Genomic DNA, 15,753 nt, shown 5'->3' with positions numbered 1-15,753 from the left:
TGTGAATGATTATTCTGATTTTGTGTATTTTTATTCTATAAATAGGGTATTGGCAAGCAGCATTTTTCCCCATTCTTGTTTGTAAAGAATCGAAAATAAACCCCGAAGCACTAAGCATAGAGCCTTTTAAGGATGACAGATACCGGCGGATTCGCTAAAGTTTTTGCCATTCGAAAAAATGACTGCTTTTTCATTATATTAGCTTTTATCCTGGGGCGATATGCCGGATTCACATCATAATAAGGGGCGCAGGCGGCTGCTGCAGGCAACCGCCGCCACCTGGCTGTTAACGCTCAGTCGCATCGGAATGGCGGCGCCGCTGGTGGTGGCCGTGCGCATCTGGCCCGCGGCCAGTTATACCCGCATTACGCTTGAATCCCAGTCCCCCTTGCGCTATCGCCAGTTTGTCCTTGGCAATCCCGATCGGCTGGTGGTGGATATCCAGGATGCCCAGCTTAATTCGGTGCTGAAGGGCGCCGGTCAATTGGTCAGGGAAGCGGACCCCTACATCAGCCGGATACGGGCCGGCCAGTTTGACGATCGCACCGCCAGGATGGTGATCGAACTGAAGCAGCCGGTCCAGGCGCGCTTCCTGGCCCTGCCGCCGGTGGCCGGGTTCAAACATCGTCTCATCATGGATCTCTATCCCCGGGCCGGCAGCCGTTCCGCGCTGCAAGACGATCCGCTGCTGGCGCTGCTGGAGGACTACAATCAGGGCGATCTGGCGCGCAGCCTGCCGCCCGAATCCCAGGCGCCGCGCGCCGGCAAAGCCGGGCGCGACCGGCCGGTTGTCATCATGCTCGACCCCGGCCATGGCGGTGAGGATCCTGGCGCCATCGGCAAGTTCCGCACCCGCGAAAAGGATGTGGTGCTCAAGATTGCCCGCCACCTGCGCGCCTTGATTGACCGTGAGCCCAATATGAAAGTCTATATGACGCGCAATGAGGATGTCTTTATTCCGCTGAAGGTCAGGGTGGCGAAAGCGCGCAAACAGCGCGCGGATCTGTTCGTCTCCATTCATGCCGACGCGTTTACCAACCGCGCGGCACGCGGCGCGTCGGTGTTTGCGCTGTCCACCAAAGGGGCCACCAGCGCCGCCGCGCGTTTCCTGGCGCAAACCCAGAACGCCGCGGACGATATCGGCGGGGTAGGCAAAAGCGGCGACCGCTATCTGGATCATACCTTGTTTGATTTGGTGCAGACCGCCACCATCAACGACAGCCTGAAATTCGGCAAGGCGGTGTTGCATCATCTGGGGAAAATCGCGCACCTGCATAAACGCAGCGTGGATCAGGCAGGTTTTGCGGTGCTCAAGGCGCCAGATATTCCCTCCATCCTGGTGGAGACCGCGTTTATCAGCAATGTGGAAGAGGAGCGGCGCCTGCGCACCACGCATTTCCAGCAGCAGGTGGCGCACGCCATCCTGGCGGGCATCAAGGCGTATTTTGCGGCGGGTGGGGTGATCTCGGGCCGGTGAGGCGGCGCGTTTTGCGTAATGCAGACAACAAAAAACCCACCTTAGAGTGGGTTAAGCGCTTTAGCCTGTCATTTTTCAAGAAGTGGTTGCGGGGGCCGGATTTGAACCGACGACCTTCGGGTTATGAGCCCGACGAGCTACCAGGCTGCTCCACCCCGCGTCCGATATACTACATCTGTGAGCAGTCAGATGCTTGCTTCTTTTACTCTTTTTTTTAATTCTTTTCTTAACGTATGACTTTTACTGCTTAATTGGTTGCGGGGGCCGGATTTGAACCGACGACCTTCGGGTTATGAGCCCGACGAGCTACCAGGCTGCTCCACCCCGCGTCCGTGGAAGCGCACTATACTCCGGACAGCCTTTGATGCAACCCCTTTTTGCGATTAATCGCCTGCTATAATGATTTTTGTTTAAAGAGGCGCTTTTTTGCCTGTTTTATAAGCAAAACAGACGGTTGTTTTTGCAATAATGCATTTATCTATTGAACCGCCTTTGCTATCGTTCGCCGTTGATACATAGGCAAATGGAACCGGCATGAGAACGTTATGAACAAACAATGGGCACACTATCTTTTCATTGGCCTGATTTTCGCCATTCTGGCCGGCTGTTCGTCGCGCCCCACCGATCGTGGACAACAGTATAAAGATGGTCTTCTTACCCAGCCGTTCGGGCTGGTCAATGAACCCAATGCCAAGGGGCGACCGGTTAATGCCAAGGACTACGCCGATCAGGTGGCTGAAACGCAATACGCCGCCGCGGGCCTGTATAGCCGCAACAGCGCCAATTTCGACGCCGTCAAGCGCTGGGCCATGGCGGGCGCGGATACCCGCCAGCTCAGCCAGTTCGGCGTCAAGGCCTACCAGATGGAAGGGGTGGATAATTACGGCAATGTACAGTTCACCGGCTATTACACGCCGGTGATTCAGGCCCGCTATACGCCCCAGGGCGAATTTCAGTATCCGCTGTACCGCATGCCGCCCAAGGGCAGGAACCGCCTGCCCGACCGCGCCGCCATCTACGCGGGCGCGCTTGACGGCCGTAATCTGGCCATCGCCTACAGTAATTCGCTGATGGATAATTTTATGATGGAAGTGCAGGGCAGCGGCTATGTGGATTACGGCGACGGCCGGCCGCTCACCTTTTTTGGCTATGGCGGTAAAAACGGACACGCCTACCGCAGCATCGGTAAGATATTGATCGATCGCGGCGAAGTGGCGCGCGAGGATATGTCGATGCAGGCGATTCGCCAGTGGGCCTCGCGCCACAGCGAGACCGAGGTGCGGCAACTGCTGGAAGAGAATCCGTCCTATGTGTTCTTCAGGCCGGTTCCCTTCGCGCCGGTAAAAGGCGCCAGCGCCGTGCCGCTGGTGGCCAAGGCCTCGGTGGCGTCGGATCGCTCGCTGATCCCGGCCGGCACCACGCTGCTGGCGGAGGTACCCCTGCTGGACAACGCCGGCAAATTTACCGGTAAATATGAGATGCGCCTGATGGTGGCCCTGGATGTGGGCGGCGCCATAAAAGGACAGCATTTTGATATCTACCAGGGCATCGGCGCCGAGGCCGGCCACGCGGCGGGTTATTACAACCACTACGGCCGGGTATGGGTATTGAAAGGGTCGCAGGACAGCGCCCCGTTATTCACGGGCGAGAGCCAGGGCCTGACAACCCAGGCCAGCACCGGCCAGGTACAGGTTACCTACGATAATTAGATGCTATTGGCACCGCCAATAAGGTTAGCAAGATGAACGGGCACCCTTCACACGCGTACCAGTCAGACGCGTATCTGCAGCGGTTCGGCGGCACCGCCCGCCTGTATGGCCGGCAGGCGCTGGACGTGTTTTTCCGCGCCCATGTCTGCGTGATAGGCATCGGCGGCGTGGGCTCATGGGCGGCGGAGGCGTTGGCGCGCACCGGCGTCGGCGCCATTACGCTTATCGATATGGATGATGTGTGCGTCACCAATACCAACCGCCAGATCCATGCGCTGCGCGAGCAGGTGGGACAGCCGAAAACCGAGGTCATGGCCGCGCGCATCGCCTCGATCAATCCGGAATGCGTGGTGACCTGCGTGGATGATTTTATTACCGCCGACAACGTCGCGGCCCTGCTCGATCGCGGCTTCGACTATGTTATCGATGCTATTGACAGCGTGCGGCCGAAAGCGGCGCTGCTCTCATACTGCCGTCGTTATAAAATCCCGGTGGTCACCGTGGGCGGGGCGGGCGGGCAAATCGATCCCACCCGCATCGCGGTGGCCGATCTGGCGAAAACCATCCAGGATCCGCTGGCGGCAAAACTGCGCGAGCGGCTCAAGCATGATTTCAACGTGGTAAAAAACAGTAAAGGCAAATTGGGCATAGACTGCGTTTACTCCACCGAGCATCTGGTCTATCCGCAGCCGGACGGCTCGGTGTGCGCGTCGCCTGCCACCGCCGTTGGGCCCAAGCGCATGGATTGCGCCTCCGGCTTTGGCGCGGCGACCATGGTCACCGCCAGCTTCGGGTTTATCGCCGTATCCCATGCGCTAAAAAAAATGCTGGCCCGGGCGGCGCGGGGCGTCAGCGTTTAATATAGCTCTCGGCAATGGCGTTGATCCGCCCGGCGATAGCCGCCAGCCCGCCGGCGCGGCTGACGCTCAGCTCGGCGCGCAGCCCCAGGTCGTCAAACGGCGCCAGGGGATCCCGGTGGGACAGTTGTTCCGGCGTTTGGCCTTCGCTGCCGGCCAGCACCACGGCCAGCAGACCCTTGACGATGCGCCCGTCGCTGTCGGCATAAAAATGCAGCGTACCGTCGCGCAGCCGCTGATGGCCGAGCCAGACGCGGTTTTCGCAGCCCGTCAGTATCGTTGCCGGCGTTTTCAGCGTATCCGGCAGCGGCGGCAGCGCCTTGGCCAGCAGGATAATCTGCCGCAGGCGATCTTCCCAGGTCCGGCAGCCGGCAAAGCGTTGCGTCAATTCCCGCATAGCGATCTCGCCGCCGAAAGGATGGCTGCCCGCTTGATGTTCTGTCATGACGTTATCCCCATCAGAATCAATCCCTCAGCAGGGAGACGGCTTTTTCCACCGACGCGACCAGCCGGTCGACGTCATGGCGGGTATTATAGGGCGCAAAAGAGGCGCGCAGGGTGCCGGATACGCCCAGCGCCGCCATCAGCGGCTGGGCGCAATGCTGCCCGGCGCGCAAGGCAATGCCGTCCTGCGCCAGGATCATGGCGATATCCTGATGGTGAAGACCGGCCAACACAAAGGATAACACACTGGAACCCGGTGCGCGGAACGCGCGAAAACCCGGCAGGGCGGACAGACGTTGCGCGGCGAGGCCGGCCAGCCCGGCGCTGTATTCCTCCGCGGCCGCCAGATCCTGCGTGCGCAGCCAGTCGAGCGCGGCGCCCAGTCCAAGCACGCCGGCGATATTGGGCGTGCCCGCTTCAAAACGCAGCGGCGCCGCCTGCGGAATAAAACCGTCAAAACCCGCCGCGGTCAGCATCTTGCCGCCCCCTTGCCAGGGCGGCATGTCCTCCAGCAGCGCCGTTTTGCCATACAGCACGCCGATGCCGGTCGGGCCATACAGTTTATGGCCGGAAAAAACGTAGAAATCGATATCGGCGTCCCGCACGTCGGGGGGACGGTGCACCGCACCCTGCGCGCCGTCAAGCACGATCGCCGCCTGCGGGTAGCGGCGGACCAGGGCGGTGATGCCCGCCAGATCCGGGCAGGCGCCGGTGACGTTCGACATCTGTGTCACGGCCAGGATACGGGTTTTGCCGTTCAGCAGCCCGGCGAGTTGCGCCGGGTCCGGCAGCCAATCGCGTCCCAGGGGCCATCGAACCACCCGCGCGCCGGTCTGCTGCGCCACCATCAGCCAGGGGATGAGATTGGCGTGATGCTCGGCCTCGCTGACCAGGATTTCGTCACCCGCCCGCAGGCGCGGCCGGGCATAACTTTGCGCCACCAGGTTAATCGCCTCGGTGGCGCCCCGGGTCCAGATAATGCCGGCGGCCGGAGCGCCGATCCAGGCGGCGGCCTTGAGGCGCGCCTGCTCATAACGGGCGGTAAGCGAAACGGCGCCGGGATACTGGCTGCGATGGACATTGCCGGTGCCATGGCGATAAAAGGCGTCGGTGGCATCAATGACCGCGTCGGGCTTCAGGGCGGTGGCGGCGCTGTCCAGATACACCGCGTCATTATCCAGCGCGGGGAAATGACGGCGGAAGGCGGCAAAATCAAATTCGGTCATGGTTACCTCATACACCTTGTTTCGGCAAAGCAGAACTACAGACTTATCCTATTATCGCCGTCTGGAGGGGATAAGTGACAGGATTTAATCCGGTTTTATGGAAAAATGAACAATGCTTGTTATGCTGATTATTATCAGGTAAGCAAAATACCTGCCTGCCTGGAAGCTTAATAACAGAATTAAGTGGTGATTTTTTATTTTTAAAATGAGATTGCAAGGAGATAACGATGAAGAAAACAGCCGCAATGCTATCCGCTTTTTTGTTTGCCCTGACGCTAAGCGCATGTTCAAGCAACTATGTTATGCACACCAACGACGGGCGCACCATCGTGACGTCCGGCAAACCAAAGGTTGATGATGAAACCGGCATGATCGGTTATCAAGACGCCAACGGCACCGAGCAGCAAATCAACAGTTCCGATGTCAAAGAAATGATGAAGGCGCAATAAGCGCCCGTTTTTGCCAAGCCGGACAATACCAAACCCTGCCGCACTTCATGATTGCCGGTTATCAGGCATAAAAAAGCACCGCCTCAGGCGGTGCTACATATTTCACGTATTGGACAGACAGAAAAATGTTCAGTAAGGCTGAAAAGAATAAAAAATAGTCACCTGGCACGATAAGACCGGTTACCGTAAATACCACAGGCCCGAAAGACAGACCAAAAAGGGCAAACACAACACCACACCGCAGGCCAAAAGCTCGCCTGAATGGCAAAATCCAGACTTACCTTTCGTTCCGGCCCGCGTGGTAGAGCGATACTATAGGTATTTGCTGGTGCATCCACAACGGACAAATTATAATGTCTCGGATAAAAAAAACTAATAGGTCAATTCTTCGTGCCCATCTTACTTGCCACCGGCGCAGAAAAGCGTCTCGCCCATGTCTAAACGCTTACCGCCGCTAAATGCCTTGCGGGTATTTGATGCCGCCGCCCGTCATTTAAGCTTTACCAAAGCGGCCGAGGAGCTGTTCGTCACCCAGGCGGCCGTCAGTCACCAGATCAAGTCCCTGGAAGATTTCCTTGGGTTGAAGCTGTTTCGCCGCCGTAACCGATCGCTGTTGCTCACCGAGGAAGGACAAAGCTACTACCTGGATATCAAGGAAATTTTCTCGGCGCTCATCGACGCCACGCGCCGGCTGCAATCGCGCAGCGCCAAAGGCGCGTTAACGGTCAGCCTGTTGCCCAGTTTCGCCATTCAGTGGCTGGTGCCGCGTTTATCCAGCTTCAATAGCGCCTGGCCGGGGATTGATGTCCTGATCCAGGCGGTGGATCGCGAAGAGGACAAACTGGCCGATGACGTAGACGTCGGCATCTTTTACGGCCGCGGCAACTGGCCCGGGCTGCGGGTGGAAAAACTGTATGCCGAATATTTGCTGCCGGTCTGTGCGCCCGCCCTGCTGAGTGGGGCGCACCCGCTGAAAACGCCCGGGGATTTAGCCTATCATACCCTGCTGCATGATGCGTCGCGCCGGGACTGGCAGGCCTATACCCGTCAGTTGGGGCTCACTCATCTTAACGTGCAGCAGGGGCCGATTTTCAGTCACAGCGCCATGGTACTGCAGGCCGCCATCCATGGTCAGGGGGTGGCGCTGGCCAATAATGTCATGGCGCAGACGGAAATCGAGGCGGGCAGGCTGACCTGTCCGTTTAACGACGTATTGGTCAGTAAAAACGCTTTTTATCTGGTTTGTCATGACAGCCAGGCGGAAGTGGGTAAAATAGCCGCCTTTCGCCAATGGATCATCGGGCGCGCGGCGAGCGAACAGGAAAAATTCCGTTTCCGTTATAATAACGGTCATACGGTTGAATCCGAATAAATATCACAAAAATAACACCCTAATCAGGATTAATACGATGCGTAGTCGCGCTATGTTGGTATTTGCCGCCGTCAGTGGTCTAATCTATGTCGCCCTTGGCGCTTTCGGCGCCCATATCCTTAGCCAGACGCTGGGCGAGCTGGAATTGGCCTGGCTGAAAACCGGCCTGGAGTATCAAGGATTTCACACCCTGGCCGTGATGGCGCTGGGGGTTGCCATGCAGCGTAACGCCAGTGTGTGGTTTTACTGGAGCGGTGCGCTGCTGGCCATCGGTATTGTCCTGTTTAGCGGCAGCCTCTATTGCCTGTCGCTGTCGCATCTGCGTCTGTGGGTTTATGTTACGCCGATAGGCGGGGCCTGCTTTGTGGCGGGTTGGACGTTAATGTTAATTGGCGCGCTGCGTCTGAAGAAAAAGGCCGATCGCCGTGAATAAAGTTATTTTATATTGCCGACCCGGATTTGAAAAAGAGTGCGCCTCGGAGATTACCGAAAAAGCCGGCGCCCTGGAAATCTATGGTTTTGCGCGGGTTAAGGACAACAGCGGCTACGTGATCTTTGAATGCTATCAGCATGAAGAAGCAGACCGGCTGATCCGCGAGCTGCCGTTTCGCGAGTTGATCTTTGCCCGGCAAATGCTGCTCACCGGGGAACTGCTGCGCGATTTGCCGGTGGACGACCGCATCACGCCGATAGTCGGCATGCTGACCGGCGCGGTGAAGGGCGCCGGCGATTTGCGGGTGGAAGTGCCGGATACCAATGAAAGCAAGGAACTGATGAAGTTCTGCCGCAAATTTACCGTGCCGCTGCGCGGGGTCCTGCGCGCGCAGAAAATACTGGCCGTGCGGGAAGAGCCGTTCCGTCCGGTGATCCACGTGTTTTTTATTGCCCCGGGCTGCTGTTATGTCGGGTATTCCTATAGCAATAACAACTCGCCGTTTTATATGGGCATCCCGCGCCTGAAATTCCCGTCCGAGGCGCCGAGCCGTTCCACGCTGAAGCTGGAAGAGGCATTTCATGTTTTTATTCCACGTGATGAATGGGATGAACGGCTGGGCAGCGGCATGTACGCGGTGGATCTGGGCGCCTGCCCCGGCGGCTGGACCTATCAGCTGGTCCAGCGCAGCATGATGGTGCATGCGGTGGATAACGGCGACATGGCGGAGAGCCTGATGGCGACCGGGCAGGTCATCCACCACCGCGAGGATGGATTCAGGTTCGAGCCGCCGCGCAATAATGTGTACTGGCTGGTCTGCGATATGGTGGAAAAACCGGCGCGGGTGGCGCAGTTGGCCGCCGATTGGCTGGTCAAGGGGTGGTGCCGCGAGGCTATCATCAATCTTAAGCTGCCGATGAAAAAGCGCTACGAGGAAGTGAGCCAGAACCTGGCGCTGCTGCGCGCGGCCCTGAAGGAAAATGATATTCATTCCGAGGTCCACGCCAAGCAGCTTTACCACGATCGCGAAGAGGTGACGGTGCATATCCGCCGGTTCTGGAGCGCGGTGCCGGGACGGCGGGACGAACGCTGAAGCCCGGGGTCAAGTTAATCATTATTCTCGCTCACCATGGCGTCGTCAGGCCGGCCCCGGTCTTCCCAACGCAGGCGAGGGTGGTGGATTAAACCCAGGCGGCGTCGGTTATAACGGCCTTGTACCCAATCTTAATTGCTGCAGATTGCCATCCAGATGGATGCCGGTATCAAGCGTCGCCACCTGTTGGCAGGTAAAGGCTATTTCCCGCTGCTGTTCGAGCCTGGCGCGCCACTTGCCGCCCAGTTGATCCAATTGCTGATACAGCGCGGCTAAGGATCCGGCCTGGCCGATTAGCAGGGCGGCGGTTTTGGGACCGATGCCGGTGACGCCCGGGATTTTGCTGCCGCTGATGCCGGCCAGGCCCCAGTAATCGGTCAGCTGCCGCGGCTGTACGCCAAAGGTATGGGTGACGAACGGCATATCCAGCCAGCGTTTCTGGAAATAATCACGGATTTGAATCGACGGCGACAGCAGTTGGCAATATCCCTTGTCGGTGGAAACCAGCGTCACGCGGTGGCCCGCCGCGGCCACTTTGCATGCCAGCGTCGCGGCAATATCATCCGCTTCATAGCCCGCCGCCTGCCAGCTGGATACGCCCGTTCGGGCAAAAGACAGTTTGATGTCCGGCAGCAGGAGCCGCAAATCCTCAGGCATCGGCGAGCGGCCGCCCTTATAGCCTGGCAACCGCTGGTGCCGCCAGCTCTCATGACGTTCCTCATCGTCGAATACCGCCACCGCGTGAGTCGGCGCGCTGTGCAGGATTAACTGCTGCAGCGCATGCAGGCAGGAGGCCGCGCAGGACTCTCCCTGCACCGCGTGGATGCGGCGTATCAGGTTTAACGCATCGACAATCAATAAGTGAACCGACATGGCATACCGTCCTGATCATTTACCGGCGCGGCGGCAAGCCGGGCCGGTAAGCCGTGGTGCCGCCCTGCCGGGCCGCGAGGCGCGGGATTAAATACAAATCTCGTAGCAGGGGATATAAGCGCTGCCGGGCAGCTTCATCCGGTGCTGGGCGACAAAACCCTGCAACAGGGCGTCCATGCGTTTCATGATGGCCGGGTCGCCATGCAGCTTATAGGGACCGTACTGCTCAATCAGGCGGATGCCGGTTTCCTTGACGTTGCCGGACACGATGCCCGAAAAGGCCCGGCGCAGCGCGGAGGCCAGCTGTTCGGCCGGCTGGTCGCGATGCAGGTTCAGGTTGGCCATATTTTCATGGGTCGGGTCGAACGGATGCTGCAGGTCCGGCGCGATGCGCAGCGACCAGTTAAAGCTGTAGGCGTCGCCGGTGTTGCGACGGTTTTCCTTCACTTCCGGCATCGCTTTTTTCATGCGCCGGGCCACTTCGGCGGCATCGTCGATAATGATGGTGTAATACCGGCGGGCCTGCTCGCCCAGGGTGCTGACAATAAACTCGTCCAGGACCCGGAAATAATCGGCGCTGATGCCGGGACCGGTCAGGATCAGCGGCAGCACCTGGTGTTTATTCTCCGGGTTCATCATGATGCCGAGCAGGTAAAGCAGCTCTTCGGCAGTGCCCACGCCGCCGGGGAAGATAATGATCCCATGGCCGATACGCACGAAGGCTTCGAGGCGTTTTTCGATATCCGGCATGATAATCAGCTCGTTGACCAGCGGGTTAGGCGGCTCGGCGGCGATAATAGAGGGTTCGGTCATGCCGATAAACCGCCCTTCCTTGTAGCGCTGCTGGGCATGGCCCACGGCCGCGCCTTTCATGGGCGCCTCCATGGCGCCCGGACCGCAGCCGGTGCAGATATTCAGCTCGCGCAGGCCCAGTTGGCTGCCGACATTGCGCGCATAAAGATATTCGGTTTCATTGATGGAATGCCCGCCCCAGCAGACGATCATGTTCGGCGCCTCGCCCACGTGCAGGCCGCGGGCGTTGCGCATGATGGAAAACACCAGGTTGGTGATATGGACGGAGTTGGCCATGTCCAGGTGCTGATGATGGCCGGCGCTGACAATCTGGCCGTTGACGAACAGGATATCGCGCAGCACCGCGAACAGGTTCGCCTGCAGCGAGCGGATAATCCGGCCGTCGACAAAGGCTTCCTCGGGCGGGTTGACCAGCTCGAGCTTGACGCCGCGCTCGCGGCGCAGCACGTTGATATCGAAATCCTGATAGCGGGCCAGCAATTCCTTGCTGCTGTCGGTCTGGCTGCCGGAATTGAGCACCGCCAGCGAACAGTTGCGGAATAAGCGGTAAAGATCGCTGCTGGCGGTACGCTTGAGCATATCGACTTCGAGTTGTGACAGTAAATCCATTGAGCCAAGGGGGCTGATATGCGTAATCAATATAACTCCTTGTGTGCGACTCGGCACAAAATGCAAACAGACAGTAGACGCGGCCGCCGGAGCGCACGATGGCGGCGCGTTCGCTGTTTTCTAGTCAGGTTAACCATAATAATATCGGCGCGGTTTTACCAACGGTCCGCGCCAAAATGCCTCTGAGTTGCGCGCTTGCGCGCATTATTGCCGCGCCAGGCGGCTTTTTGACGGGACAAAATCCGTATTGCTCCGCCAGGGATTGATGTCCAGGCCGCCGCGCCGGGTATAGCGCGCGTACACCGCTAAGCGCTCCGGCCGGCAAAAACGCATCAGATCGGTATAAATCCGCTCCACGCATTGCTCGTGAAATTCATTATGCTGGCGAAACGATACCAGATAACGCAGCAGGGCTTCGCGATCGATACGCGGGCCCCGGTAGCTGATTTGGACGGACCCCCAGTCGGGCTGGTGGGTAATCAGGCAGTTGGATTTCAGCACGTGGCTGACCAGGGTTTCGCTGACCGGCTGGGCGCCCGCGGCGGCATTCTTCAGCCAATCGGCGTTGAAGGCGTAGTCATCGATGGCGATGTCCTGCTCGTCGATGCACTCGCCGGTAAAATCGGCAACCGGCTGATTTGTCAGCTCGCCGAGCCTGAACAGCGTAACGCCCACTTCGCCCACGGCGCACCGGGCGAGATCGCGGGTTAATATTTCCCGCACCGTGGCCCAGTCGGCAAACCGGGTTTGATTGAAACTGTTAAGATAGAGCTTAAAGCTTTTGGATTCAATCAGGTTAAGGCTTTGCGCGTTCAGGATGACTTCACCCATTGCGACCTGGGGCAGGCCCTTATCGTTGAGCCATGACAGTTCATAAAGCGTCCAGATATCGGCGCCGTGAAACGGCAGCGCCCGCGCGTCGATGCCCAGCGGCTCGCGATTGAGCGCGCGCGGCACCGCCTGCAGCAGCGTGGCGTCGTACCGGTCGCGATAGGCGGTGGGTTTACCCAGCGTCAAATGATCCAGGGTGTGGCGTTCTTCATTCAAGGACATAATAGAGTATCCGGCATGTTCCGTAGTGCAATGCGCTTAGTGTAACGTAGAGAGTCGTAAGATGAGAGAGAATATGGATTACCAAGTGTCACAGTCATTACAGGATTTCACCCGCCGTTATCTGCGCCACTGGCAGTCTCTCACCGGCCATGGGCCCGCCAGCCAGGCGCTGTATGGCGTTCCTTCTCCCTGCGTGGTAAGCGAGGACGACGGCCGGGTAGTCTGGCAACCGCGCCAGCCGGAAGAGGCGTTGACCCTCGCCGGCGTCGAGCGGGCGATGGACATGCAGCTGCGTCCGGCGGCCTGGGATTTTTATTGCACCCAGCTTGCCGGCGATATGGCCGCCTCTTTCCAGGGCCAACCCCTGGAGCTGCTGCAAGTCTGGAGCGCGGCGGACGGGGTGCGCATCCAGGAAAACCTCATCGGCCACCTGCTGATGCAAAAGCGGCTTAAGCTCCCTCCCAGCGTATTTATCGCCACCACCGACTCCGAGCTCAGCCTGGTGTCTTTATCCAACCTGACCGGCGAAGTCCTGCTCGAAGAAGTCGGCCGGAAAAAAAATACGGTGCTGGCGCCGACGCTGCAGGACTTTTTATCCCGCCTCGATCCCTGTGTTACATGAAAAACCGAGCGGGTTTTGCAACAATGCATGTGAGAGATCTCTTACATTTCATGTAAGATAAAGCTATTAATTCAGGTTTTTTCAATCACGGGAAAGCGGAATTAAGCGCTATTAATCAATAAATTAATTAGCAGAATTAACAGTGCGGTGGTAAACAATGTTCGCTATTAACAGTGATCGTCTTGTATAAGCGGTTCGATTAAGCGATCTTACCATTCGGTTCAGGACGCGGCAAACGCCGTTGGTATTGGGCCAGCCTATTAGGGAAGGGCCCAGGACGGGCTGCAACAGGGATGGCTTCATGAAGAGGCCCGGACGATTCAGGATGATGAGCGGGACACCTCCAGGATGGAGAATGTGCGCGGGTCAGGGAGTACCGGCGGGGCGGGAATGCCTGCAGGAAATACGTTGGAGAACGTAGGCGGCTTTCACGGATGGAGATTGCCGACAAGGAGTGTTGCCAAGTTATCGTGAATATAACGCTTATCATGGATGAAGGCAGGGAGCACAACAATAGCGGGATTGCTATAAACGAACCGGGGGTACTGTAGCGATACAGTACCCCCTTTTCTTTGGCGCGCCGGGCATGGCGCGTAGCGTCTTGACAGGCGCTGTCCCTTGACCGTGGTGGTTAAGGGGCGACTTGGCGGTGAAAGCCCTCTGCACACCCGGCGAGGGGGACGTGCTAGCTGAACGGCAAGGGTGCCCACCGCGAGGTGGGATCTGAAGGCAGCTGAAGGCAACATGCTGGCCTAACGAACAGGGATCGGTTTAGGCGAGACAGCGGGATAAGGAGGCAAATATCATCAAAGCCCCAATACTTGCACAGAACGCTGTGACATACAGTGGAGAGGTATAAGCAGGGCGGTCACGCGCATCATCCGGGGAGAGCTATACGTTTGCCATGGTACTACCGAGCGCTGAGAGGCGACGGAATGAACGTACAGAAGTCAGCCGAGGCCCGTAGTAGCGGTGCAAAACCGGCATGGTGAAGGGCTGAACATTTACAACCGTGATCAGGACAGGTTATTTCGATGCGTATTGATGAGGCACAAGCGCAGAATGCCGCGGCCCGGACAGGAGGAAGCGCATAGTATTTGCAAGAGCCTGACGCGGATGCTGAAATGCGCACGGCGCAACCTGAGCAAACGAAAGCGGAACAACCGTTGTCAATCGAAGCGGTGATAACCCGCAGCAACCGGGTGCTGGCCCGTCAGCGGGTGATTGAGAACAAATGCGCGCCGGGTGTAAATACCCTGGGCCTCGGGGAACTCAAAGACTGGCTGAAACGGCTTTGGCCGACGGTCAAAGCGGCCCCGCTGGACGGTAGCTTTATACCGCGGGCGATACGTCGGGTCGAGCTCCCCAAACCTAATGGCGTAGTCAGAGTCCTGGGTATCCCCACGGCCGTGGACCGATTGATCCAGCAGGCCATCCAATAGCACCTTACCCCTTACTATGAGCCTACGTTTTCCGAGTTTAGCTACGGCTTTAGGCCGGGACTCAACGCATGGCAGGCAGTGCGTCAAGCACAGGCCTAAGTGCGAAGTGGTCGGCGCTGCGTGGTGGATAGGGATCTGGAAAAATTCTTTGACCGGGTTAACCACAATATCATGATGTCGAGACGAAGCCGCAAAATCAAAGATGCCAGATTGCTCAAGCCCATCAGGCGGTACCTGGAAGCGGACCTGGTCAATGGTAAGGTGGCGACAAAGCGACGGGAGGGAATGTCGCAGCGCAGTCCGTTATCGCCGTTACTCTGCAACCTGCGATTGACCGGCCTTGACCTTGAGCTGGAGCGCAGGGGCACCGGTTCCGCCGTTACGCAGATGACTGTAATAATACGTGAGCAGTCGCAAAGCGGGGAAAAGGCGATGAACTCGATAAGCCGGTACCTGTAAAAGCATCTCCATCTGTCGGTAATTCCAAACAAAAGCGCGATGGCCGGGCCCTGAGAGCGCAAGTTCCAGGGATATAGCCTGACGTGGCACAAACGGGTAAAACTGAAGATAGCCGCGAGCAGCGTGGCAAGGCTGAAGGGTAAAATCCGCAGCCTGACGACAGGCGACTGTTCAAAAGCGCTGAAAACGGTGATCGGCGGGCTTGCGCCGGTGCTACGAAGGTGGATAAGTTACTGCCGGCTGACCAAAGTCAAAGGGATACTGGACGAAATGGATGGCTGGGTTCGCCGTAAACTGCGTTACTGCTGTGGCGGCACTTGAAAAGGACGAGCAAGCGGGCAAGGATGCTGATGAAAATAGGCCTAGGTGAAGAAAGGGCGTGAATATCGGCGACGATCCGACGGGGTCTCTGGTAGAACGCGGGGGCCAGTCATATGAACCACGCGTTAGCGAAGAAAGTGTTCGAGCGCTTAGGACTGTGAACACTGCTGGAGTTGTATAGTGAGTTCCAGCGCTGTAAATGAAGCGCCGTATACGGAACCGTGAGTACGGTGCCGTGAGAGGACGGTAGGAGCAATCCCGCCGCCTACTCGATGGCGCGCCGCCTATTACGCAAAGTATTTTGCCGTGCGTTGCCCCCTGGATTTTCCTGCCGGTTAAAAGAAATTAAATATAATTAAATCTATTAGATATCTATTTATTTGAATTTACCCGCCGGCATCAACCAAACATCAACAAGTGAATGTTTTGTTTATAAAGCCCGCTATTATAATTGTGTTTTTTCTAGAAAAAACAGTACGCTGGCAACCTGATTCGCTCATC

At 57.9% G+C, this 15,753-nt stretch carries 16 protein-coding genes and 2 tRNA genes; 11 read left to right on the top strand and 7 right to left on the bottom strand.

The window, feature by feature from the left end; translation table 11 throughout:
- The first annotated feature begins 220 nt into the window (after positions 1 to 220).
- On the top strand, positions 221 to 1,477 hold the full coding sequence (gene amiC / locus ACL2XQ_RS21310) for an N-acetylmuramoyl-L-alanine amidase AmiC (protein WP_410013691.1): 1,257 nt from the start codon (positions 221 to 223) through the stop codon (positions 1,475 to 1,477).
- A gap of 83 nt (positions 1,478 to 1,560) precedes the next feature.
- Here the strand turns inward: amiC and ACL2XQ_RS21305 are convergent.
- Both ACL2XQ_RS21305 and ACL2XQ_RS21300 read right to left on the bottom strand, forming a co-directional pair.
- A tRNA-Met gene (locus tag ACL2XQ_RS21305) sits at positions 1,561 to 1,637 on the bottom strand.
- A gap of 92 nt (positions 1,638 to 1,729) precedes the next feature.
- Positions 1,730 to 1,806: transfer RNA gene (locus ACL2XQ_RS21300), tRNA-Met, on the bottom strand.
- 216 nt (positions 1,807 to 2,022) lie between these two features.
- Between ACL2XQ_RS21300 and mltA the strand changes: the two genes are divergently transcribed.
- Positions 2,023 to 3,186: a murein transglycosylase A gene (gene mltA, locus ACL2XQ_RS21295; RefSeq protein WP_413727747.1), complete on the top strand. Its 1,164-nt coding sequence runs from the start codon at positions 2,023 to 2,025 to the stop codon at positions 3,184 to 3,186.
- Positions 3,187 to 3,218: 32 nt separating this feature from the next.
- Positions 3,219 to 4,046, top strand: a complete 828-nt coding sequence (gene tcdA, locus ACL2XQ_RS21290; protein WP_410013693.1) for a tRNA cyclic N6-threonylcarbamoyladenosine(37) synthase TcdA — start codon at positions 3,219 to 3,221, stop codon at positions 4,044 to 4,046.
- On the opposite strand, the gene csdE is transcribed toward tcdA, so the two are convergent.
- Complete coding sequence (csdE, locus tag ACL2XQ_RS21285) at positions 4,036 to 4,488, bottom strand: cysteine desulfurase sulfur acceptor subunit CsdE (protein ID WP_410013694.1); 453 nt, start codon at positions 4,486 to 4,488, stop codon at positions 4,036 to 4,038. The genes tcdA and csdE overlap by 11 nt on opposite strands.
- Before the next feature lie 19 nt (positions 4,489 to 4,507).
- Positions 4,508 to 5,713 (bottom strand): cysteine desulfurase CsdA, encoded by a 1,206-nt coding sequence (gene csdA / locus ACL2XQ_RS21280; protein WP_413739659.1) that lies wholly within the window; start codon positions 5,711 to 5,713, stop codon positions 4,508 to 4,510.
- Between the two features lie 227 nt (positions 5,714 to 5,940).
- On the opposite strand from csdA, the gene ACL2XQ_RS21275 reads away from it, so the two are divergent.
- The 4 genes from ACL2XQ_RS21275 to rlmM all read left to right on the top strand — a co-directional run bounded on the left by ACL2XQ_RS21275 (position 5,941) and on the right by rlmM (position 9,060).
- Positions 5,941 to 6,162 (top strand): YgdI/YgdR family lipoprotein, encoded by a 222-nt coding sequence (locus tag ACL2XQ_RS21275; protein WP_410013696.1) that lies wholly within the window; start codon positions 5,941 to 5,943, stop codon positions 6,160 to 6,162.
- 433 nt (positions 6,163 to 6,595) lie between these two features.
- Positions 6,596 to 7,534 (top strand): transcriptional regulator GcvA, encoded by a 939-nt coding sequence (locus tag ACL2XQ_RS21270; protein WP_410013697.1) that lies wholly within the window; start codon positions 6,596 to 6,598, stop codon positions 7,532 to 7,534.
- Positions 7,535 to 7,571: 37 nt separating this feature from the next.
- Positions 7,572 to 7,967, top strand: a complete 396-nt coding sequence (locus tag ACL2XQ_RS21265; RefSeq protein WP_410013698.1) for a DUF423 domain-containing protein — start codon at positions 7,572 to 7,574, stop codon at positions 7,965 to 7,967.
- Complete coding sequence (gene rlmM / locus ACL2XQ_RS21260) at positions 7,960 to 9,060, top strand: 23S rRNA (cytidine(2498)-2'-O)-methyltransferase RlmM (RefSeq protein WP_410013699.1); 1,101 nt, start codon at positions 7,960 to 7,962, stop codon at positions 9,058 to 9,060. The genes ACL2XQ_RS21265 and rlmM overlap by 8 nt, the downstream gene beginning before the upstream one ends.
- Positions 9,061 to 9,168: 108 nt before the next feature.
- On the opposite strand, the gene xni is transcribed toward rlmM, so the two are convergent.
- The 3 genes from xni to queF form a co-directional block, all read right to left on the bottom strand.
- Positions 9,169 to 9,933, bottom strand: coding sequence for a flap endonuclease Xni (gene xni, locus ACL2XQ_RS21255; protein ID WP_413739658.1), 765 nt, complete (start codon positions 9,931 to 9,933; stop codon positions 9,169 to 9,171).
- An 87-nt stretch (positions 9,934 to 10,020) separates the two neighbouring features.
- Positions 10,021 to 11,385: a nucleotide 5'-monophosphate nucleosidase PpnN gene (gene ppnN / locus ACL2XQ_RS21250; RefSeq protein ID WP_413739657.1), complete on the bottom strand. Its 1,365-nt coding sequence runs from the start codon at positions 11,383 to 11,385 to the stop codon at positions 10,021 to 10,023.
- A 174-nt stretch (positions 11,386 to 11,559) separates the two neighbouring features.
- On the bottom strand, positions 11,560 to 12,408 hold the full coding sequence (queF, locus tag ACL2XQ_RS21245; RefSeq protein WP_410013702.1) for an NADPH-dependent 7-cyano-7-deazaguanine reductase QueF: 849 nt from the start codon (positions 12,406 to 12,408) through the stop codon (positions 11,560 to 11,562).
- A 73-nt stretch (positions 12,409 to 12,481) separates the two neighbouring features.
- On the opposite strand from queF, the gene syd reads away from it, so the two are divergent.
- The 4 genes from syd (at position 12,482) to ACL2XQ_RS21225 (ending at position 15,252) form a co-directional block, all read left to right on the top strand.
- A complete protein-coding gene (gene syd / locus ACL2XQ_RS21240) occupies positions 12,482 to 13,030 on the top strand; it encodes a SecY-interacting protein (protein ID WP_410013703.1) in 549 nt (182 codons plus the stop codon).
- A 1,124-nt stretch (positions 13,031 to 14,154) separates the two neighbouring features.
- Positions 14,155 to 14,472, top strand: coding sequence for a hypothetical protein (locus tag ACL2XQ_RS21235; protein WP_413739656.1), 318 nt, complete (start codon positions 14,155 to 14,157; stop codon positions 14,470 to 14,472).
- A gap of 99 nt (positions 14,473 to 14,571) precedes the next feature.
- On the top strand, positions 14,572 to 14,931 hold the full coding sequence (locus ACL2XQ_RS21230) for a hypothetical protein (RefSeq protein ID WP_413739655.1): 360 nt from the start codon (positions 14,572 to 14,574) through the stop codon (positions 14,929 to 14,931).
- A 123-nt stretch (positions 14,932 to 15,054) separates the two neighbouring features.
- Positions 15,055 to 15,252 (top strand): group II intron maturase-specific domain-containing protein, encoded by a 198-nt coding sequence (locus tag ACL2XQ_RS21225; protein ID WP_413739654.1) that lies wholly within the window; start codon positions 15,055 to 15,057, stop codon positions 15,250 to 15,252.
- The last annotated feature ends 501 nt before the right edge of the window (positions 15,253 to 15,753 follow it).

Source organism: Sodalis sp. RH14 (genome assembly GCF_047324285.1).
Lineage (GTDB): Bacteria > Pseudomonadota > Gammaproteobacteria > Enterobacterales > Enterobacteriaceae > Acerihabitans.
Note: the sequence above shows the minus strand (reverse complement) of the source record. Positions and strands in the feature narration are given on the sequence as shown.